Below are 20,521 nucleotides of genomic sequence, written 5' to 3'. Positions count from 1 at the left end.
GACATGACTGAAATTCCAGAAATTGGCGAATACCAATATGGATTCCATGATAAAGATACCTCTGTGTTCCGTACAGAACGCGGATTAACAGAAAAAGTAGTAAGAGAAATTTCGAATATTAAAGAAGAACCAGAATGGATGCTTGAATTCCGTTTGAAGTCTTTAGAACAATTTTATAAAATGCCAATGCCGACTTGGGGTGGTGACTTATCCGAACTTAAGTTTGAAGACATTACTTACTATGTGAAACCGTCAGAACAAACCGTGCGTTCATGGGATGAGGTTCCGGAAGAAATTAAACGAACTTTTGATAAATTAGGTATTCCAGAAGCGGAACAAAAATATTTGGCTGGTGCCTCTGCTCAGTATGAATCTGAAGTTGTTTATCATAATATGAAGGAAGACTTAGAAGAATTAGGAATAGTCTTTAAAGATACTGATTCAGCTCTAAAAGAAAATGAAGACATTTTCAAAGAGTATTTTGCTAAAGTAATTCCGCCAACTGATAATAAGTTCGCAGCTCTCAACTCTGCTGTTTGGTCAGGTGGTTCATTCATTTACGTACCACCAGGCATCAAAGTAGATACGCCACTACAAGCTTATTTCCGGATTAACTCCGAAAATATGGGGCAATTTGAGCGGACCCTTATTATAGTGGATGAAAATGCAAGTGTGAATTATGTGGAAGGCTGTACAGCACCAGTGTATACAACAAATTCCCTTCACTCTGCTGTTGTAGAAATTATTGTAAAACCAGGAGCATATTGTCGATATACAACCATTCAAAACTGGGCAAATAACGTATATAACCTAGTAACAAAACGTACTTTCTGTGAAGAAAATGCTACGATGGAATGGATTGACGGTAATATTGGTTCGAAATTGACAATGAAATATCCAGCAGTACATTTACGTGGGGAAGGTGCACGTGGAACGACCCTTTCTATCGCTATTGCAGGAAAAGGGCAACGTCAAGATGCGGGCGCAAAAATGATGCACTACGCACCTAATACGTCGTCTACTATCGTATCGAAGTCGATTTCTAAGCAAGGCGGAAACGTAACGTACCGTGGAATCGTTCATTTTGGCCGTAATGCAGATGGAGCACGTTCGAATATCGAATGTGACACGCTGATTATGGATAATCTTTCAACTTCAGATACAATTCCATATAACGAAATCCTAAATAGTAATATTTCGTTAGAGCATGAAGCAAAAGTTTCTAAGGTTTCAGAAGAACAACTTTTCTATCTAATGAGCCGTGGTTTAAGCGAAGAAGAAGCGACCGAAATGATCGTTATGGGCTTCATTGAACCATTTACAAAAGAATTACCAATGGAATATGCCGTCGAAATGAACCGTTTGATTAAGTTTGAAATGGAAGGTTCGATTGGTTAATAAAATTAAAGAGTACCAAAACATCAATTTATGAACCGACTCTCAAAAGTTAGACCAAAAATCTAACTTTTGAAGGTCGGTATTTTTATGGCAATACATAGTTTTGAATTTAAATTTAAAAATAATTCAAGAGTACCTTGGTAGTAATGGGTGGTTACACATATCTAGCGAAAAAAACACGTGGAAAACTCTACGAGGATTTAAAAAAATTAATCAGGATGTTAAGTTGCTGCCCTAAACACTAAAAACTTATGAAACACTTAGTAAGCGAGAAAGGAGGGTATTAGAATGTGTGTTGAGGGTTTAAATAACAAGAGATAGCAGATAGGCTTTTCATCACTAGAAGAGCTGTTAATAATCATTTGGTTTCTATAAATTCAACCATTTTTGCTATTATTCAAGCAATGGTACTAGGTATTATTAGAGAGCATGGGTATTAAAAGAACACAAATTAGATGATAATTGGCTAAAAAATTGCTAATTTGGGATTAAATTGTACTTTAAAAAAACAGCTCTTGGGAATATTTTAAGGCTTACATAGATAAAAGGCTGAAGGATGCTAAAACGAAGAAAATTTATGCACAACGTAAAGTAGATGTGGAGCCAGCTTTCGGAGATTTGAAGGCTTCTTTACACTTTACTCACTTATCTGTAAGGGGGAGAGAAAAAGTAAAAAATGAACTTGGTTTTGCCCTTTTAGCAGTAAACCTAAGAAAATATACTGCCAGGGGCTGTCAAAATAAGGGTCTCTATTTTTATTCCTCAAAAAACCAGAAACGAAAATCTAGTTACACGATTTTCGCTTCTGGTTTCTATTTATCAAGACTTATATCCCTGTATCTTTATATGTATTAAAATTATTTGAAAATTGTTACTAAATTTATCTAATTAGTAGAACCAAAATAAAAGATTCTCAATTGGTTTTACGTTATAATGAACATAAATAAAGATTGAAAATAGAGAGGGTGGTAAGCGGTGATTACAATAGGATTAACTGGGTGGAGTGATCATGATTCTTTGCTACAAACGAAAAAATTAACTTTAGCTGACTATGCAGCACATTTTCCCGTGGTGGAAGTTGATACGAGTTTTTATGCCATTCCTTCTCCAAGAACTACAGCGAATTGGGTAGCACAGACACCAGAAGAATTTCAATTTGTAATGAAAGCTTTTTCAGCCATGACCAAACATAAAGAATGGTCACAGTATTTTGATAGTGAAAACGCTATGTATACTGCTTTTATGGATATGATTGCACCAATAAGTGAAACGGGGAAATTAAAAGCAATATTATTCCAATTTCCGCCGTATTTTAACTGTACAAAAGAAAATGTTTCTTATTTAAAATATATTGCTGAAAAAATGGGTGATTTGCCAGTTGCGATTGAGTTCAGAAATAATTCATGGTACACCGAGCAAAATACCGAAAAAACATTAGTATTACTTAGAGAGCTGGGGTTAGTTCATACAGTTGTTGACGAACCGCAAGTTGGATCAGGAAGTGTTCCAATTGTTCTGCGAGAAACAAATAAAGAAATGACAGTGGTAAGATTGCATGGTCGGAATCAATATGGCTGGATGAAGGCAAATAGTCCAGAGTGGCGCGAGGTTAGAACGCTATATCGATATAATGATGAGGAAATAAAGGAATGGGCCAAATATATTGAACATTTGCAAAAGGTATCCAAAGAAGTAGTTGTTATTTTCAATAATAATAGCGGGGGAGATGCAGCAGATAATGCTAAACATTTACAAGCTGCATTGCAAATAGAGTTTCAAGGTCTAGCACCAATGCAAATGGATTTGTTTTCTGAGTAAAATAAAAACTATCTTTTCAATAGAGAAGATAGTTTTTTGCTTGAGGCTATTAATCAATCATAACTAATCAGCTTATTTCAGTCCAATAATTACAGACTAGCTAAAGAAAAATATTGGGTAAAATCTGCATCCTGTTTTTTTATGCCTTTATACCAAGCAGAAAACTAATAACTAAAATAACCAATACTAGTCCTGTAATCCCAACATACAAGTAGTCTTTCTCTTTTAAAAAAGTAAATAGCGAAACAACGACTCGTAAGACAGGGGTCAAAATTAAGCAAAATAGCCCGAACATCATAATGGCGTATGGTTTAAGCGTGCTAAGTCCACTAAAAATGGCGGTGAGCGATGTTGGGTAAGTTTCCCCAGGATAGCCGGTTTCGCCAGTCACAAAAAGCATCACAAGTCCAAAAATAATAATAATAGCACTCAAAACAACACCGATTCGTAACAATGCACTCACAATAAGTTCGACGCGATACATCTCATCTTTTTTCTCAGTCATTTAAATCCACCCCAATCCTTCTAAAATCATTTGGATGGCAACATATAAAATGACAGGAATGAAGATGATTCGGATGATTTTACTTTTCAAACGTTGCATAACACGAGTTCCAAGTGTTGCACCAACTAATACACCAATGGCAACAGGCGCAGCGATAGCAGGTTGAATGTCTCCTTGGAATAGATACACAGTTGCACTGGCTGCTGCAGTTACCCCCATCATTAAATTACTTGTTGCACTGCTGACTTTAAGTGGCATTTTCATAAAGACGTCCAGGGCCATTACTTTAAAAGCACCACTACCGATACCGAGTAACCCGCTTGCAATTCCGGCTCCATACATAACGCCAAAACCAGCAGGAACATTAGCGACTTGGTAATCGACTGTTTGCCTTAGAGATTTATCATAATAAGAATCATGTAATTTTAATTTTGTTGCTAATGGATCTGGTTTTACATTTGTCGGGAATTCTGAACCGACTTTTTTAATCATATTGAAGGCAGAATATAGTAATAATAGACCGAATATAATGTATAAAGCAGTTGCTGACAGTAGTCCGCTGACAAAAGCACCTGTTATTGCGCCAATAGTTGTGGCAATTTCGAGAAACATACCCACTCGTAAGTTTGTAATTCCATCTTTTATGTAAGCGACCGCGGAACCACTGCTTGTTGCAATCACAGAAATAATACTCGCTCCAATGGCATATTGGATGTCAATACCAAAAAGAAGTGTGAGGGCAGGTGTGACAATAATACCACCACCTAGACCAAGCAAAGAGCCAATTACCCCTGCAAAAACAGAGATTAGCAGGATTTCAACCGTTTGCGTAATATCCAAAAAATCACGTCCCTTTAAAAACAATATATTCTATCATAACATAAAAAATGGAACACGAGATTTATATAGCCCCAACACGTGTAAAAAAAGCAGATTTAAGCTACAATAGTTATAGTAAGGAGTGGGGTGGATTAATGAAACAATTAACTTTATGGCATACCAATGATGTTCATAGTCACTTGGAACATTGGCCACGTATTTTTGCCTTCTTAAAAGAGAAGCGAACACTAGCAGAGGAAGAAGGCAAGTCAGCACTTTTTTTTGATATTGGCGACTTCATGGACCGGGTTCATCCGCTTACTGAAGGAACAAATGGTCAAGCAAATACTGACTTACTCAATCAACTACCTTATGATGCAGTGACGTTTGGTAATAATGAAGGAACAACTTTAGCACATGAAGACTTAGAAAATTTGTATAAACATGCGGCTTTTTCGGTTGTTTGCTGTAATTTTTTTGCGGATAAGGCGAGAACAATGCAACCAGACTGGGTGAAGTCGATTGTATATAAAGAAATAAACCAAATAAAAATAGCGATTATTGGTGCCACAGCTCCTTTTAAAGAGTATTATGAAGCAATGGGTTGGGGAATTGAGGAACCAATGAGTGCAATAAAAAAACAAATTGATAGCTTAGAACAAGATACTGACTTGGTTATTATGCTGAGTCATTTAGGTCTACCAACCGACGAACGAATTGCTCTTGAGATTCCCGAAGTCGATATTATTTTAGGCGGACATACACATCATTTACTTGAAAACGGAAAACTGGAAGGAGATGCAATACTCGCTGCTGCTGGAAGATGGGGCGAATATGTTGGTAAAGTCGATATAGCGTTTGATGATGATAATCATATCCTTTCAAAAACCGCAACCACATTTAAAACCGAAGACCTTCCCGCTGTTCCAAATGAGGTAAACGAAATTCAAGCTTTCTTTGAAAAGGGGCGGGAGGAGCTTGCCGAAAAAGTAGTTGCGATTCCTGAAAAGTTAGCGCATAATTGGTTTGATGACTCCGAAATTGCTCATATTTTAAACGATGCTGTTTGTGAGTGGACAGGTGCGGAGACATTCGTGATGAACGCAGGCATTTTTATGACGGATTTTGAGGCTGGAATTGTAACTTCCTTTGATATTCACCAAATGTTACCACACCCACTCAATGCGATTGCACTAACGATGACAGGCGAAGAACTTGAAATTCTTGTAGATAGGATTTACCGAAAAAGAGCAGAACTTCAAGAAATTCCTTTACGTGGGTTTGGCTTTCGAGGCGAGTTTTTTGGGACAATTTTAATGGACAGAGCTAGCTTTGACCCAGTAAAAAAAATACCTCTTTTTGACAATAAACCAATTGATAAAAACCGGGAATACCGAATAGCGACACATGATACCTTTGTATTCGCTCCGTTTTTCCCAATAATAAAACAAATAAAACGAAAAGAAGTATATACACCAGAGTTACTCCGAGATATTTTAAAATGGAAACTCAAGAAAATGTACGGACAGGAGGAAAACAAGTGACAATTACGATTCAAGATTTAAATTATGAGATTATCACCAATTATCGCGATGCTTTTGATGAGGAAAAATTGAACGAACGATTTAGTGATATCCTTGGACGATATGACTATATAGTAGGTGATTGGGGTTATGATCAACTTAGACTAAAAGGCTTTTTTGATGATGAAAATCGTAAAGCAGCCTATGATAATAAAATTAGTACATTAAAAGAGTATATATATGAATATTGCAATTTTGGTTGTGCTTACTTTGTTATTAAAAAAGTAAAATAGTAAATGAGGTAGTAGGGATTTGAAGAATTATCAAGCTTATTTAATTGATTTAGATGGTACAATGTATCGTGGTGCGGCAGTGATTCCTGAAGCGATTATATTTATTGAAAACTTAAAACGAGCGGGAATTCCATATTTATTTGTGACTAATAACTCAACAAAAACACCAGGACAAGTAGCAGAACATTTAACAGATATGGGGATTCAAGCAAAAAGTGAGGATGTTTTTACAACTTCACAAGCAACCGTTCAATTTATGATAGCGCAAAAACGAGAAAAAACGGTTTATGTTATCGGTGAACGTGGAATAAAACAAGAACTAACCGATAATGATTTTGAAATAACTTCTAGTAATCCAGCTTTTGTAGTTGTTGGCCTTGATCGCGAAGTTGATTATGAAAAATTTGCGAAGGCAGCTCTCGCCGTTCGAAGTGGTGCAATGTTTATTTCTACAAATGGTGATGCAGCAATCCCGACAGAACATGGTTTGCTTCCGGGAAATGGTTCGATCACATCGGTTGTTTCCGTGGCGACAGAAACAGCACCCGTTTTTATTGGAAAACCAGAACCGATTATTATGGAACAAGCACTCGCAAAACTTGGTGTAACGAAAGATGAAGCAATAATGGTTGGCGATAACTACGAAACAGATATTTTGGCAGGAATTAATTATGGGATGGACACACTTATTGTTCATACAGGTTTTACTTCAAAAGAAGCATTACTTACTAAAAAAATTCAGCCAACTTATGCAGTGAATAAGCTAACTGATTGGAAAATTAACTAGAAGAGCGGAATTTTTCTGCTCTTTTTTTATCAAAGAAATGGGGGAGAAATTATGGTTTCAATTCAAAAGCTAACAAAAGATAATTTTCATGATACGGCTAAACTTGAAGTACACCCACATCAAAAAACCTTTGTAGCAGAAAATTGGTATTCAATTATTGAAGCAAGTTTTGAAGAAACCTATCATTCGCTTGTTATCTACTCGGAAAATATTCCTGTTGGCTATGCGATGTATGGGATGGATACGGATGACGGTGAATTTTGGCTTGTTCGTTTTATGACAGGTAAAGAGCATCAGGGCAAGGGCTATGGCGGAGAAGCCTTAACGCAAATTATTGAAAAAGTGAAAAATCTTCCTGAGAAGCCGGCACGTTTGCGCTTATCTTTTGAACCAGAAAATACGATGGCTGAAAAGTTTTATGCAAAATATGGTTTTGAAAAAACGGGAGAAATTATCGACGGAGAAGCAATTGCAGATTTGTGGTTTAAACGCTAATAGTACGAAAGGCAGCAGATAAGGAGAATGTAGAATGGATATTTTTAATGATTTTTTTGTGATATTTTTAATTGCAGCGACAGCCTTCTTTGTTGCGAGTGAATTTGCGATTGTAGCAATTAGGAAACCAACTGTCTTGCAACTACTTGCGACAAACAATCCTCGAGCGAAATACGTTAAGAAAGTAACCTCCAATATGAACGACTATCTGGCTGCCTGTCAATTAGGAAATACGCTTGCTGCACTTGCGATGGGGTGGATAGGAGAAGCGACCATGCGTGGTTGGCTTGAGCCGTTATTTCTTATGTTACCTTTACCAGAATCATTCGAAAAACCGATTTCTATTTTTGTTTCATTTATTTTAATCACTTTTTTAAATGTGGTTCTTGGGGAACTTGCTCCGAAAACATTTACGATTCAAAGTACAGAGAAAGTAGCTCTATTTATTGCTAGACCACTGGTTTATTGGTATCGTTTAACGTTTCCGCTTAATTGGCTTTTAAATAATTCAGCTAATTTAATTACTCGGATGTTTGGTGTAAAGCAGACAAATGATGTAGATCAAATGACACCAACGGAACTAAAAATTATTTTTGAAGATAGTTATAGACAGGGCTTGCTTAATCAGCAAGAGTTTCGTTATATGAAAAATATTTTTAAACTAGGTGATGTTCCTGCAAAAGAAGTGATGATACCTCGGATGTCGATGATTGCAATTGATCAGACAGCGACAGTGCGAGATTTATTGCAATTAATTTCTCAACATACATACCATATTTTCCCAGTGATGGAAGATGAGGATAAGGATCACATTGTCGGCATGCTTCGAGTCAGTGCTGTAATGGCTGGACTTGGAAAAGATGAAACGATTATTAATAAGCCAATTAAACCTTTTATTATACCTGTTTTGGAAGTGTTTGAAGGAATTGCCTTAGAAGAATTGCTTGTTAGAATGCAACAAGAAAGTGAGCCATTCGCTGTTTTGACGGATGAATACGGTGGAACTGCTGGTATTGTTACGCTTGAGGATGTTACGGAAGTGATTGTCGGTGATATGGAAGAAACAAAAGGACCAAAAGGAATTCGAAAAGTAGCAACAAATCACTTTATTATAGCTGGCTCAGAACCACTTCTTGAAGTAGAGGAAGCGCTTGGTATCCCAATTGACACTCCAGGGGTACACACATTATCAGGTTGGATGTTACTCGAACAGTTTGACTTAGAAGCTGGTGATGAGATAGAACATGAAGGATACCGTTTTATAGTTCGTTCTATGAATAAACATTCTATTCGTCAAGTAGAAGTAAAATGGAAAAAAGAAAACCCAGTAAAAACAGAGGGATAGCCCCGTTTTTACTGGGTTTTTGTTTAGTTTACAATATCATCATGATAACTATGCGCAAGACGACTTGCAGCTGCAGCAGCGATTGCACCAACAATATCATCTAAAAATGTATGGACAGCCATTCCGTCATGGGCGTTTAGTTTAGCTAGAATACCAGGTTTTACTTTATCAATATAACCATAATTAGTAAAGCCGATAGAGCCATAAACATTGACGATGGAAAGCGCAAGGATCTCATCAACACCGTATAGTCCTTCATCAGCATCAATGATATTTTGGAGTGGTTGGACAAGTTCGCCTTTTTCTGCCAATACATCTAGTTGTATGCCCGTTAAAACAGCATTTTGAACTTCCCGCTTACGAAGAACATGTTCTACATTTTGACGGCAAATTTCAAGTTCTAATCCAGGATGATATTTTTGTTGTAAAAATAAGACAAGTTCGGCAATATCATCTATTTCTACTCCTCGTTCGATAAGCCAGCTACGAGCTTTGGCTTCTAGGGCACTTTGTTTTTCGACCATTTTGCAACCTCCTTATTTCTTGTATGTATATTGTTATGATAGACGTTTACAGGATGTTCTAAACATAAAGCTACAAAAATAGCGACCGATAAATTAGGTCGCTAAGATGTGCTTGTTAAAAAACCTGCACTACTTCTTTGAAACCGATGATTTTTTCAGCTAAAGTAAGCTCAATTCCCATCTTTAATGTCATATCAGAACTTGGACAAGTCTCGCATGCACCGAGCAACTTGATTTTCACGGTGCCGTCTGGAGTTACTTCTACAAGTTCATAATCGCCGCCATCCCTTATTAGGAAGGGGCGGAATTTTTTTAAGGCTTTATCCACTTCGGCATAACTGATTTCTTCCATAGGAAATAGCTCTCCTTTCGAGCGGAGTTATTATATTTTCTATTATAACAGGATAATGGAAAATGGGAAGGGATTGATTTTGATGAGGGAGGGATTGTGTTGATTGTTTGGGTGTTTGGGTGTTTAGGTGTGGGAGGATTACATGCTCGCTTTGCTCGCATGTATATTTGGCCCGTAGCTCGCTTTGCTTCGAACGGGCCGGTATTAGGTGGGTTAGGTTTTTTTGTTTTCGAGTACTGGGAGGATTACATGCTCGCTTTGCTCGCATGCATATTTGGCCCGTAACTTGCTTTGCTTCGAACGGGCCGGTATTAGGTGGGTTAGTTTTTTTGGGTTTTGAGTACTGGGAGGATTACATGCTCGCTTTGCTCACATGTATATTTGGCCCGTAGCTCGCTTTGCTTCGAACGGGCCGGTATTAGGTGGGTTAGGTTTTTTTGTTTTCGAGTACTGGGAGGATTACATGCTCGCTTTGCTCGCATGCATATTTGGCCCGTAACTTGCTTTGCTTCGAACGGGCCAAACAAAAACACGTTCCTAAGGCTCAGAAAGGAACGTGCTCTTTCAACTGGTAAGGTTGAAAGACAATTGGGTTGCGCGCCCAATTGTTAAAGGGAGTGTTACTTATATGTTGACCGTGGAATCACGGGTACAACCGAGCTTGGTTTTTGCTTGATAACACATCACAGCGTTAAAGAAATGCAATGTATTGGAAATATTATAATATATCTAGAAATTTGTGTCAATTCATACCTTTATAAAAATTCATGAAATTTAATAGTTATGCTAAAATGAAACAGCTTAGTCGCTTTTTAGGGTAGGTTTTTGTACAATGATAGTGAGGTGAAGCGTGATGGTAAAGGAAGCAAAGTTATATGTATATGGTTCAACGACTATTTGTGCGAGTTGTGTCGGAGCGCCATCCTCGAAAGAAACAGAGGAATGGCTTCGAGCAGCTATTGGTAGAAAGTTTTCCGGACAGCCGTTTGTAGTTGAGTATGTAGATATTTTTAATCCGCCGAGTGAAACAGAGATTAGGGATATAGCGAATAAAATTGTAGATGAGGACTATATGTATCCAGTTATTGTCGTTGATGGGGACATTATCGCAGAAGGTAATCCGCGGTTAAAAGATATCTATCAAGTTATGACGGATCGTGGGTACTCAGCAACAATGTAGGACTTTTAGGAGGCAAGAAGGAATGAATCCTATTGTGGAATTTTGCGTGAATAATTTAGCTAGTGGGGCAGATGCGGCATTTGCAAAATTAGATGCAGATGATAGTTTAGATGTGATTGAATATGATTGTCTAACTTATTGTGATTTATGTGCAACTAGTTTGTTTGCTTTAGTTGATGGAGAAGTGGTTCGAGGAGAAACACCGGATGAACTTGTTTCAAATATCTATACATTTTTAGAAGAGAATCCGTTTTAATAATATAGAAAAAGCGATGAGCCGTAAAAATTGGCATCATCGCTTTTTATTAGTTGAAAAAATTGGTGATGGGTGTTTCGCCGCTTTCGATGGTATATGTCTTATAAAAACTGGATTTTTGTGACAAAGCTTCTGTAATAAAAGTGGCTACATCTTCACGTGGTATTGATGTTTTTGGCGTACCAGAAACTTCCGCGATTTTGCCAGTTCCAGCGTCATCAGAAAGTCCAACTGGGCGGACGATTGTATACTCAAGTCGGCTTCTTTTTAGTACTTCATCTGCCTTAGCTTTAGCTTTTAAATAATGAACAAGGGAGTCTGGTCCATTTTCTGGGTTATCTGCTCCATAAGAACTAACAAGAATAAAGCGACGAATTCCTCTTTCTTTTGCGAATTCTATTGCTTTAATTGCGCCATCCTGATCAATTTTGATGGTTTCTTCAGGAGGTGTATGACCGCCAGATCCTGCTGTGAAAATGACTGCTTCTATTTCATCGTACGCGTAAATAAAATCTTTTTTTAAATCTGCAATAATAGGCTTTGCACCAAGCTTTTCAAGTGCTGCTACTTGTTCGGCTTTTCTAACCATTGCTCGCACAAAAAACCCTTTTTCTAAAGCAAGTTTTTTAACCAGATGACGGCCAATCTTACCATTTGCGCCAATTACAAGTACATTCATTGCTAATCTCCTCCTAAAAAATCTCTACAAAGAACTTTTCCCGGTGAGTAAAAAATAAAACCACAAGTTACCTCGTGGCTTTAGGTATTATTCGAATAAAGAAGTGGAATGCATTGGTTGTACGCGAGCTTTTGGATCAATAAAGTTCATCGCATTATTTACAGCAGTAGGTGCTTCCCCAAATCCAGTAGCAATCAGTTTTACTTTGCCATCATAAGTACAAATATCACCAGCACAATAAATACCAGGAACACTCGTCTCCATTTTGGAATTGACAAAAATGGAGTTACGCTCTAGCTCAAGTCCCCAATTTTTAATAGGTCCAAGTGAGGAAACAAAGCCATAATTGATGATAAAATCGTCAATTTCCAGCGTTTCTTTTGTATCTCCTTTTACTTCTTGCAATGTAATATGGGTCAGCCTGTCTCCATCTCCAAGAATTTCGGTTGGAATGAATGGTGTTTTAACCTTTATGGAAGATTTTTCTAGATTGCTTACGCTATGTTCATGTGCACGAAAAGCGTTGCGTCTATGAATAATGGACACGGAACTTGCAACTTTTTCCAGCATAAGCGCCCAGTCTACTGCAGAATCTCCGCCGCCACAAACAGCAACATGCCGTCCGGAAAAACGACTTATATCATTAATAAAGTAGTGAATATTTGTGCCTTCATATTGTTCCGCGTTAGGAAGGTCCAAACGTCTAGGTTCAAATGCGCCGTTACCTGCTGTTATAATCACTGCTTTACTATAATGTATGTCTTTCTTTGTGATGATTTCAAATGTACCATCAACTTGTTTTTCCACACTTTGAACAGCTTCTTCTAATGCAACAGTCGGCTCAAATGGCTTCATTTGTTGAATAAGATTATTTACAAGTTCTTGTGCGCGGACAGATGGATAGCCCGGAATATCATAAATATATTTCTCGGGATATAGCGTTGAAAGTTGCCCCCCTAATTGTGGTAAACTTTCGATTATTTTCACACTCGCACTTCGCATTCCAGCATAAAAGGCCGCAAATAGCCCAACTGGTCCACCGCCAATGATCGTGATATCGTATATTTTTGTTTTTTCATCCAAAACACATCACCCCCCTAGGTACTAAATTCCTTTTGAAAACACTAAAGTTGCAATAAGCATATTTTAGCATAATTTGTTGAAAAAGAATGTTTGCGGGATTGCTAGACTAAAAAAAGGAATTAAAGTGAACTAGACCAATTTTAATTTAAATAAAGGATGATTCCAAAATACAAGCAAGTAGAGAGCTTTATTGTGAAAAAAATCGTATACCACTCTAACCTAGTTCGCAGGAAGCCAAAAACCGCAAGTTCGCTTTCTTGAAAATGATACTTAAAAAGTCTATGATATAGTTTGTAAGCTATAAATATGGGGAATATATTGGTACTTACCAGTTTCACTTGAAAATAGTTTGCAGTAGATTTTTAGCGCAATCTACATAGGTGCAGTAAGAAATTCTTAATGCAATTTTTTTTGTGAAGAAAAATATAAGGGAAAGTAGATGTGATAACAGATGAGTAAATCAAAAATTGTCATTCTCGGAGCAGGTTACGGAGGACTAAAAACATTGCGTAAATTGCAACAGAGAAACTTGGATGCCGAAATCGTTCTAGTGAATAAGAATGACTATCATCATGAAACGACATGGTTACATGAGGCAGCAGCAGGAACAATTGAACCAGAAAAATTAATGTACCCGCTTGAGAAAGTTGTTAATGAAGCAAAAACAACCTTCATGCAAGATACTGTAGTCAAAATTAATAAAGACGAAAAAACAGTTACACTAGATGCAAATGGCGATATTAGCTATGACTACTTGTTAATTGCACTTGGGTCAGAAGCAGAAACATTTGGAATCAGTGGTTTAAAAGAATATGCGTTTACTATTACAAGCGTAGAATCAGTGAAAAAAATCCGTGCGCATATCGAGGCGCAATTTGCTAAATGGAAAACAGATCCTCGTGATGAATTATTAACAATCATCGTTGGTGGAGCTGGCTTTACTGGAATTGAGTTTCTTGGGGAATTAACTAATCGCATTCCAGAACTAGTTAAAAAATATGATGTACCTCGTGAGAAAGTAAAGATTTTCTGTATGGAAGCAGCACCAAAAGTATTACCACAATTTGATGCTAAATTAGTGGATTATGGAGTAGGTGTTTTAGAAGACCGTGGTGTAGAGTTTCATGTTGGGAAACCAGTCAAAGAAGCTACTGCTGACGGCGTAAAATATGCTGAAAGTGAAAACGAAATTCGCGAAATTAAAGCAGCAACGATTATATGGGCTGCTGGAGTTCGTGGAAATAGTGTCATCGAAGCATCTGGATTTGAAGCAGGCCGAGGACGTGTAAAAGTAAACAATAATCTTACTGTTCCAGGTAATGAAGAAATTTTAATCGTGGGTGACTGTTCTTTAATCATTAACCCAGCGAATGAACGTCCATTCCCACCAACTGCCCAAATCGCTATGCAACAAGCAGATGTAGCGGCAGTCAACTTAGAAAAATTAGTGAATGGTGAAACAGATTTACAAGATTTTGTTTATCATGAAAAAGGAACGGTTTGCTCATTAGGTGATAATGATGCAATTGGCGTTGTCTTTGGAAAAAATCTTAAAGGCTACCCAGCATCCGTAATGAAAAAAGTTATTGATGATCGTGCGCTTCTATTAATAGGCGGTTCAGGTGTTTTAGCGAGTAAAGGGAAATTTAAATTTTATAAATAATAACAAAGTAGTGCAATATCTCGTTTCATCAGATATTGCACTTTTTCATGTTATAATGGAAAAAAAGAAAGAAGGTAACGCATGGAACAACTTTTCGATATTCTACCAAGTGAATGGGCAGAGCGATTTTTAGAAACTGAGAAAGAACGGCTAGTATTGAATTTTAAAGAAGCGGGAACATTATCATTACTCCAAAGTAAAGCTGGAGGACGTGGTTATTTGCCAAAAGAACAAGGTTACCCATTAACAGAAGAAGGGAAGCCGCTTTCTTTATTAGCGCAAATTAATTTTTCCGAAATGCCACAAATGGAAAATTATCCAGAATTTGGTATATTGGCATTTTACATTGATTATCAAGATGATTTATTAGGACTTAATTTCGAAAATCCTACAAAGCAAGAAAATTTCCGTGTTTTTTTCTTTGATGATTTAGGAAGTGAAAGTTTAACGGCAGAAGAACAAGATTTCTTTTTTAAAGATGTATTAAAAACACACTTTTATCCGGTCGTTAATGGGGAGTTTAAAATCTCTGGTCTAGTATCAGATCAAATCCTTTTACAAGATAGTTATGATTTTGAACATGAATTTGGTCATAATTTCTATGAACTTGCAGATTTAATATTTGCCGAAGCTGAAGATAAAATAGACCAATTATTTAATCTAGCAACAGAGAAAAGTCAAGTTGGTGGCTATCCATTTTTCACACAAGAAGATCCTCGTATGTATACAGAAAGCCCGTATCATGACACGTTGTTATTCCAATTGGCCTCAGAAGACTTTGACGAAAATCGAATGGCAATTATGTGGGGTGATTGTGGCGTTGGTAATTTTTTCATTAATAAACAAGACTTAATTAATCGTGACTTTTCGAATATTTTATATAACTGGGATTGTTCCTAAAAAAGCAGAAATTCTCTCCATTGATGGATGAGGATTTTTCTTTTTAGTTATAATTTCTCATTTTAAAGGTACTTTTGTAATAAATTTGACGAAAAAGAAACCTAATAGTGTGTAAAATCCACACATGAAATCCCTTTAATCCTGCTAAACTTAGGAAAACTAGTAGGAGGAGATACATTTGTACAATGAAGAAGTGAAAGAAATGGTCCAAGAATTAGATAAGTATAAGTTAAAAGATAAATGGATCCGTTACGTGAAACTCTCTAAAAATAAGATTATCAAGGGAGAAACTTTTCTAGACGAGTTTATTATCATTACAAATGGAATTCTTCACGTTGAGAATAAAAAATTTCAAATTCTTCATTTTTTTTCAAATGGGGATATAATTAACCAGCAAGTCGCAGCAATTAGTGGAGAGAATGAATTACATTTGGTTTGTGATACAGATGTTTCGCTCGTATTTGTGGATAGAGAGTATTTTCTCAACTATGCGACAAATAAACCTTCATACATGGAATGGCTGTTAGAAGCAACCCTAGTCAATAACAAAAATTTATATAATGAGTTAATTAAATATGATTTATCCGCAGAAGAAAGAATCGTTTACGCTTTGCAATATCTTTGCGAAAAGTTAGAAATCGAAAGTATAGATGGCTACCAAGAAATCCCAAAATATATTAATAAAATGAAAATGGCCAAGTACGGCAAAATATCACGAAAATTATTAAATGAAAAACTATTACTTTTAATTGAAAAAGAAGTTTTAAAAGAGAAACAAGGTAGGTTCTACATTAAAAAAGTTGAAAATAAAGTGGTTGAAGAGCCTGAGAGCTAAAAACCATTATAGAAAATAATAAAAGCAGAAATCATTATATAGAGCCATTTTTAAATGGAGCTATCAGATTTCTGCTTATTTTGCATTTAAAAAGTACTTTTTTAATTTGGTTGGATTCTTTTTTTAATGCTAGCCCACCAATCTTTATTTACGATAAATCCAGTAAGTAATATGAATGGGAAGAATTGTAGTGGAAAGACAAATAACAGAATCGATGCTGTTAATAGCGGCTTGCCAATGATTTTTGTACAGCTTGCAGCGACGAATACAGTGATTAAAAAACCAGTGGGCGCATCTAGCCATGCAGTTACAATATATCCCATGATACTGCTAGAGAAGATTGCGGGGAAGATGGCTCCCCCTCTCCAACCAGTAGCTAAACAAAGTGCAACTAACACCGGTTTTAAAAGAGCGATAAGTAATAAGGCGATAATCGAAAATGTTTGAACCGATTTTGTTACTTCGATTAATTGGTGTTCTCCGGAAAATAATAAATAAGATGAACCTATGCCAAAGACGCCGATACTTAAACCACCAATTAAAGCAAGAACCATTTTATTTTTAATAAGTGAGAGCGCTTTTGATAGGTAAACTTGAAGCTGCTTAAAATAAATACTAAATAGCCATCCTAAAATAATAATGGGGAAAAATAAGATGGCAAACCACCAGGACCAACCTGCATCAGGTAAACGAATGGCAAAAATACTAGGTGGTACTTGCATAAATGATTTCAACCATAAAAACGACGAGAGCGCACTAACTGAAATTAAAATAGAAAGAAGTAATTTAGATTTTTTCGGAATTTTCTTAGCTTCTGTACTATCATCAAGTTCCTCAGCTAGCCCACTAAAAGGCGAAAGGAAAATACTAGAAATAATAGCGCCAATACTTAAACTAATCAATTCTTCTTTATGTTTTAAAGAGACTTTTAAATGATCGATAATCCATGTGGTACTGCTCCCAACAATCCCGATTAATGCTGCTTCTGGCCCAACACTAGCCCCGAAAGATAGAATAATCCAAGCACTTATAATTGTTTTAAGCAAGCTACCTTTATATTCAATCCTGCCAGTACGCTTAAGCTCAGCCATATTTTCATGCATAGAGTGCGGATAAGCGCCAAACTTAATTTGCAACAATCCTACAAACAATCCACCAATTAACCCGATAATTAAAGGATAAAACCATGGTGATTGGAAATGTTCAGGTATGTAAGTCCATAAAAATTCAGTAGAAAAATAAACTAAGACTAAGAAGATAGCAGCAATTGCACCAACTAGAAGTCCAAGAGCAAGCGTATAAAAACCAAAAACGAATGACAATTTTTTCAAGCAGTCCAACTCCTTATTTAAACTATTATATATAAATTCGCCCACCTTAAAAATGAGACTTTTCTCAAAAAGAAGCGCCATTTTGTCATCAACAATGGACTATCTTATCGAGTAAAACGTAAAGGAGCGTCTGTTGCTTTAATGAAAACAGAAGGGGTTATATGTTTCTTGTTAATATAGAAAAATAAACTCCAAGTGTTTTCATTATACTATGATTTTTCGGTTTTTGTAAGGGGCTATTCTTGCAAGGAAGGGCTTCAAGACATAGGAAAGTTAAATACGATAAATTTTTAAAGGAAACAGTTGTATAATGATGTATAGATAGCAGGATGAGAGTTTTATACAATGAAAAAAGCTAGCAAGTGCCAGCTTTTTCATAAAATAAATTCCATTAAAAATCCGATGACAATCCCGGTCACTGCACCAAAGAAAACCTCCATTGGCTTATGACCAAGTAATTCTTTTAAATGTTTGGTTTTTTCTTCTTGTTCAGGTGCGGCAAGCCCTTTTGCATGTTCCATAAATTCTTGGAAATCGGTAACTAGTTTATTAAGCACGACAGCTTGTTCGCCAGCTTGTCTTCTAACGCCTGTTGCATCAAACATGACGATAATACCAAAAACAACTGCAAGGGCGAAATAAGGCGAATCTAAACCATATTCAATAGCAAGTGTAGTCATTAATGCTGTTACTGCTGCTGAATGAGAACTAGGCATGCCACCAGTAGAAAACATAAGCCCGAAGTTGAACTTGCGATATACTAGAATATGTATTGGCACTTTGACGACCTGTGCAAATACAATCGCAATAATCGAAGCAATTAATGGTGTATTCATAAATATCGACATCTAATCTCTCCTGTCAAATAGACTATTTTCATTTTACCACAACAAAACTTATTAAGAGAGCAATATAGAATTTTTCTTTCAACTCTTATATAATAAAGTATAAATCAATTTCGGAAAGAAGGGAACACATGGGACTTCAAGAAACAATTGGTATTCAAGTAATATCGGTAGAAAAAGGAAAAGCAATAGTTCAGTTAGACGTGACCGAAAAAGTACATCAACCATTTGGCTATTTGCACGGCGGGGTTTCTGTTGTATTAGCAGAACATGCCGCAAGTATAGGTGCTGCAAAATCAATCGAACCTGATGAAATCGTTTTTGGTCTAGAAATTAACGCAAACCACTTAGCTTCTAAAAAAGCAGGTCTGATTACAGCAACGGCAGAAGCAACCCATCTTGGGAAAAGTACACAAGTATGGGAGATAAAAATTACCGATGAAACAAATAGGTTGATCTGTATTAGTAGATGTACAATAGCAGTGAAAAAGAAACGAAAAGAAGAGCATGGCGGAGAGTAATAATAACTCTTCACCATGCTGTTTTTATTTTTCGGATTTATCTTCGTCGGAGTCTGTTGCACTTTCATCTTGCTCGATGATTTCATGCTCAGAATCATCCGACTGTTCTTCAATTGTTTGTTCATCACGTTCGTGTTGTTCTTCTTCTTTATCTTCACGTTCATCAATTTTTTCTTCGCGTCGTTCCCATTCCATTCGTTCTTCAAGTTCTTCTCGTTCTTGTCGTGCTTTTTCAATTTGTTCTTGACGAATAATTAAGTTTTTCTTCTTCTTAATATCGTCTTTTTTCACGGAACGTAATTGGTCACGAATTCGAATGGCAAGTGGAACACCTGTATCATAAGCAGCCCGATTAATTAAGTGAGAGGCAACAGGTGTTGTTAAGAAAATAAATAGAATAGCAAGTAGGACACGTGCATTAAATCCTTCTCCAGAGTGGAAAAAGTAACCAACCGTGGCAAATAGTAGCAAACTAACTCCGAAAGTATTGCTAATACCTGCAGCGTGAGTTCTTGTATAAACATCAGGCAATCTGATAACACCAATCGCGGCTAGAATACTAAGCAAACCGCCGATTAAAATCATCACAGAAATAATAATTTCAATTATCACGTTCACGGTCAATCACCTTCCCTTTCTCAATAAATTTAGCAAAGGAAACTGTTCCAATAAATGCCAGTAGAGCGATGAGTAAGATTACATCTAAAAAAGCATTGGTATCATAAAACATCGACAGGAGGGCAACAATTGCAACGAGATTCATCCCAATAGAATCAAGTGCCACTACTTTATCCGAGGTGGTTGGTCCTTTTAGAATTCGGAAAAGATATAAGAAGGTTGAAACTGAATATAGCAGTAAACCAATAGATAATGCAATTTGAATAATCATCCGTGGAACACCTCCATAATCGCGCCTTCATATGATTTACGAATGGTAGCAATTTCTTCTTCTATATTTGGAACATGAAGAGAATGGACATAAATAGCTTTATAATCATCAGAAATATCAATTGAAAGTGTTCCAGGCGTTAAGGTGATTAGTAAAGCCAACATCGTTACTTCCCAATCAGTTTCAAGTGTTGTATCATATCTGAAAATTCCAGGACGGATATTCATATCTTTTTTCAAGACAATTCGGCTTACATGAATAGTAGAGATAATTAAATCATGTAAGAAACGAAATACCAGTTTGACTAAAGCGAACAATCGGAAAATGTAAAATCGTGATCCAAGAAAGCGTCGCATGAATAGCAAGAGGAAAATCCCGATGATAAAGCCAATGATAAATGTTGCAAAACTAAACGATGACTCAAGAAACATCCACAAACAAGCAAGAATTATATTAAGAATAAGTTGAAAAGCCATCTTT

25 protein-coding genes and 1 pseudogene are annotated in these 20,521 nt (G+C 36.5%); 15 read left to right on the top strand and 11 right to left on the bottom strand.

Annotation, left to right across the window (positions count from 1 at the left end):
• Positions 1-3: 3 nt before the first annotated feature.
• The 3 genes and pseudogenes from sufB (at position 4) to HCJ50_RS10675 (ending at position 3,216) form a co-directional block, all read left to right on the top strand.
• Positions 4-1,398 carry a Fe-S cluster assembly protein SufB gene (sufB, locus tag HCJ50_RS10685; protein ID WP_185345499.1) on the top strand — a complete coding sequence of 465 codons (1,395 nt, stop codon included), beginning with the start codon at positions 4-6 and terminating at the stop codon, positions 1,396-1,398.
• 504 nt (positions 1,399-1,902) lie between these two features.
• Positions 1,903-2,253, top strand: a pseudogene (locus tag HCJ50_RS10680) (transposase); the annotation flags it as partial.
• Between the two features lie 120 nt (positions 2,254-2,373).
• Positions 2,374-3,216, top strand: coding sequence for a DUF72 domain-containing protein (locus tag HCJ50_RS10675; RefSeq protein WP_185345496.1), 843 nt, complete (start codon positions 2,374-2,376; stop codon positions 3,214-3,216).
• 139 nt (positions 3,217-3,355) lie between these two features.
• Here HCJ50_RS10675 and HCJ50_RS10670 read toward each other — a convergent pair whose 3' ends face one another.
• Positions 3,356-3,721: a DUF1634 domain-containing protein gene (locus HCJ50_RS10670; protein ID WP_185345493.1), complete on the bottom strand. Its 366-nt coding sequence runs from the start codon at positions 3,719-3,721 to the stop codon at positions 3,356-3,358.
• Entirely contained in the window at positions 3,722-4,561 is an 840-nt protein-coding gene (locus HCJ50_RS10665; RefSeq protein ID WP_185345490.1) for a sulfite exporter TauE/SafE family protein, read from the bottom strand. It abuts the gene before it with no gap.
• 134 nt (positions 4,562-4,695) lie between these two features.
• Between HCJ50_RS10665 and HCJ50_RS10660 the strand changes: the two genes are divergently transcribed.
• The 5 genes from HCJ50_RS10660 to HCJ50_RS10640 are packed head-to-tail and all read left to right on the top strand — an operon-like array spanning position 4,696 to position 8,983.
• Positions 4,696-6,084, top strand: coding sequence for a bifunctional metallophosphatase/5'-nucleotidase (locus HCJ50_RS10660; RefSeq protein WP_185345488.1), 1,389 nt, complete (start codon positions 4,696-4,698; stop codon positions 6,082-6,084).
• Positions 6,081-6,356, top strand: a complete 276-nt coding sequence (locus tag HCJ50_RS10655) for a YutD family protein (RefSeq protein ID WP_003720710.1) — start codon at positions 6,081-6,083, stop codon at positions 6,354-6,356. Before HCJ50_RS10660 ends, HCJ50_RS10655 begins: the two co-directional genes overlap by 4 nt.
• A 19-nt stretch (positions 6,357-6,375) precedes the next feature.
• A complete protein-coding gene (locus HCJ50_RS10650) occupies positions 6,376-7,143 on the top strand; it encodes a TIGR01457 family HAD-type hydrolase (protein ID WP_185345486.1) in 768 nt (255 codons plus the stop codon).
• 51 nt (positions 7,144-7,194) lie between these two features.
• Complete coding sequence (locus HCJ50_RS10645; RefSeq protein ID WP_185345483.1) at positions 7,195-7,638, top strand: GNAT family N-acetyltransferase; 444 nt, start codon at positions 7,195-7,197, stop codon at positions 7,636-7,638.
• Positions 7,639-7,672: 34 nt separating this feature from the next.
• Positions 7,673-8,983: a hemolysin family protein gene (locus tag HCJ50_RS10640; RefSeq protein WP_185345480.1), complete on the top strand. Its 1,311-nt coding sequence runs from the start codon at positions 7,673-7,675 to the stop codon at positions 8,981-8,983.
• Between the two features lie 23 nt (positions 8,984-9,006).
• Here HCJ50_RS10640 and HCJ50_RS10635 read toward each other — a convergent pair whose 3' ends face one another.
• Both HCJ50_RS10635 and HCJ50_RS10630 read right to left on the bottom strand, forming a co-directional pair.
• Complete coding sequence (locus HCJ50_RS10635) at positions 9,007-9,507, bottom strand: phosphatidylglycerophosphatase A family protein (protein ID WP_185345477.1); 501 nt, start codon at positions 9,505-9,507, stop codon at positions 9,007-9,009.
• Positions 9,508-9,622: 115 nt separating this feature from the next.
• Positions 9,623-9,859 carry a NifU family protein gene (locus HCJ50_RS10630; RefSeq protein ID WP_185345474.1) on the bottom strand — a complete coding sequence of 79 codons (237 nt, stop codon included), beginning with the start codon at positions 9,857-9,859 and terminating at the stop codon, positions 9,623-9,625.
• Positions 9,860-10,339: 480 nt separating this feature from the next.
• On the opposite strand from HCJ50_RS10630, the gene HCJ50_RS10625 reads away from it, so the two are divergent.
• The 3 genes from HCJ50_RS10625 (at position 10,340) to HCJ50_RS10615 (ending at position 11,295) form a co-directional block, all read left to right on the top strand.
• A complete protein-coding gene (locus HCJ50_RS10625) occupies positions 10,340-10,471 on the top strand; it encodes a hypothetical protein (protein WP_187125170.1) in 132 nt (43 codons plus the stop codon).
• A gap of 241 nt (positions 10,472-10,712) precedes the next feature.
• A complete protein-coding gene (locus tag HCJ50_RS10620) occupies positions 10,713-11,039 on the top strand; it encodes a YuzD family protein (RefSeq protein WP_185348710.1) in 327 nt (108 codons plus the stop codon).
• Between the two features lie 22 nt (positions 11,040-11,061).
• Positions 11,062-11,295 carry a YuzB family protein gene (locus HCJ50_RS10615; RefSeq protein WP_185348708.1) on the top strand — a complete coding sequence of 78 codons (234 nt, stop codon included), beginning with the start codon at positions 11,062-11,064 and terminating at the stop codon, positions 11,293-11,295.
• Between the two features lie 49 nt (positions 11,296-11,344).
• Here HCJ50_RS10615 and HCJ50_RS10610 read toward each other — a convergent pair whose 3' ends face one another.
• The gene (locus tag HCJ50_RS10610) at positions 11,345-11,974 is read right to left on the bottom strand and encodes an SDR family oxidoreductase (protein ID WP_185348706.1); all 630 of its coding nucleotides are present in this window, start codon (positions 11,972-11,974) and stop codon (positions 11,345-11,347) included.
• Between the two features lie 87 nt (positions 11,975-12,061).
• Positions 12,062-13,057: an NAD(P)/FAD-dependent oxidoreductase gene (locus tag HCJ50_RS10605; protein WP_185348704.1), complete on the bottom strand. Its 996-nt coding sequence runs from the start codon at positions 13,055-13,057 to the stop codon at positions 12,062-12,064.
• Positions 13,058-13,508: 451 nt separating this feature from the next.
• Here HCJ50_RS10605 and HCJ50_RS10600 point away from each other — a divergent pair, with 451 nt between their 5' ends.
• The 3 genes from HCJ50_RS10600 (at position 13,509) to HCJ50_RS10590 (ending at position 16,455) form a co-directional block, all read left to right on the top strand.
• Positions 13,509-14,720: an NAD(P)/FAD-dependent oxidoreductase gene (locus tag HCJ50_RS10600; RefSeq protein WP_185348702.1), complete on the top strand. Its 1,212-nt coding sequence runs from the start codon at positions 13,509-13,511 to the stop codon at positions 14,718-14,720.
• Positions 14,721-14,801: 81 nt separating this feature from the next.
• Positions 14,802-15,620, top strand: a complete 819-nt coding sequence (locus HCJ50_RS10595; protein WP_185348700.1) for a YwqG family protein — start codon at positions 14,802-14,804, stop codon at positions 15,618-15,620.
• A 178-nt stretch (positions 15,621-15,798) separates the two neighbouring features.
• The gene (locus tag HCJ50_RS10590) at positions 15,799-16,455 is read left to right on the top strand and encodes a Crp/Fnr family transcriptional regulator (RefSeq protein WP_185348699.1); all 657 of its coding nucleotides are present in this window, start codon (positions 15,799-15,801) and stop codon (positions 16,453-16,455) included.
• Positions 16,456-16,556: 101 nt separating this feature from the next.
• Here the strand turns inward: HCJ50_RS10590 and HCJ50_RS10585 are convergent, their stop codons facing one another.
• Positions 16,557-17,786, bottom strand: a complete 1,230-nt coding sequence (locus HCJ50_RS10585; protein ID WP_185348697.1) for a chloride channel protein — start codon at positions 17,784-17,786, stop codon at positions 16,557-16,559.
• Positions 17,787-18,160: 374 nt separating this feature from the next.
• A complete protein-coding gene (locus HCJ50_RS10580; RefSeq protein ID WP_185348695.1) occupies positions 18,161-18,634 on the bottom strand; it encodes a divergent PAP2 family protein in 474 nt (157 codons plus the stop codon).
• Between the two features lie 128 nt (positions 18,635-18,762).
• Between HCJ50_RS10580 and menI the strand changes: the two genes are divergently transcribed.
• Complete coding sequence (menI, locus tag HCJ50_RS10575) at positions 18,763-19,152, top strand: 1,4-dihydroxy-2-naphthoyl-CoA hydrolase MenI (RefSeq protein ID WP_185348693.1); 390 nt, start codon at positions 18,763-18,765, stop codon at positions 19,150-19,152.
• A gap of 24 nt (positions 19,153-19,176) precedes the next feature.
• Here the strand turns inward: menI and mnhG are convergent, their stop codons facing one another.
• Genes mnhG through HCJ50_RS10560 form a run of 3 tightly spaced genes read right to left on the bottom strand, consistent with a single transcriptional unit; the run spans position 19,177 to position 20,517 of the window.
• On the bottom strand, positions 19,177-19,770 hold the full coding sequence (mnhG, locus tag HCJ50_RS10570) for a monovalent cation/H(+) antiporter subunit G (RefSeq protein WP_187127554.1): 594 nt from the start codon (positions 19,768-19,770) through the stop codon (positions 19,177-19,179).
• The gene (locus tag HCJ50_RS10565) at positions 19,754-20,041 is read right to left on the bottom strand and encodes a Na(+)/H(+) antiporter subunit F1 (RefSeq protein WP_185348688.1); all 288 of its coding nucleotides are present in this window, start codon (positions 20,039-20,041) and stop codon (positions 19,754-19,756) included. Before HCJ50_RS10565 ends, mnhG begins: the two co-directional genes overlap by 17 nt.
• On the bottom strand, positions 20,038-20,517 hold the full coding sequence (locus HCJ50_RS10560; RefSeq protein WP_185348686.1) for a Na+/H+ antiporter subunit E: 480 nt from the start codon (positions 20,515-20,517) through the stop codon (positions 20,038-20,040). The genes HCJ50_RS10565 and HCJ50_RS10560 overlap by 4 nt, the downstream gene beginning before the upstream one ends.
• Positions 20,518-20,521 lie beyond the last annotated feature (4 nt).

The sequence above is a fragment of the Listeria immobilis genome (assembly GCF_014322765.1).
In the GTDB taxonomy this organism is placed as follows: domain Bacteria; phylum Bacillota; class Bacilli; order Lactobacillales; family Listeriaceae; genus Listeria; species Listeria immobilis.
This window is presented reverse-complemented; position numbering and strand designations above follow the sequence as displayed.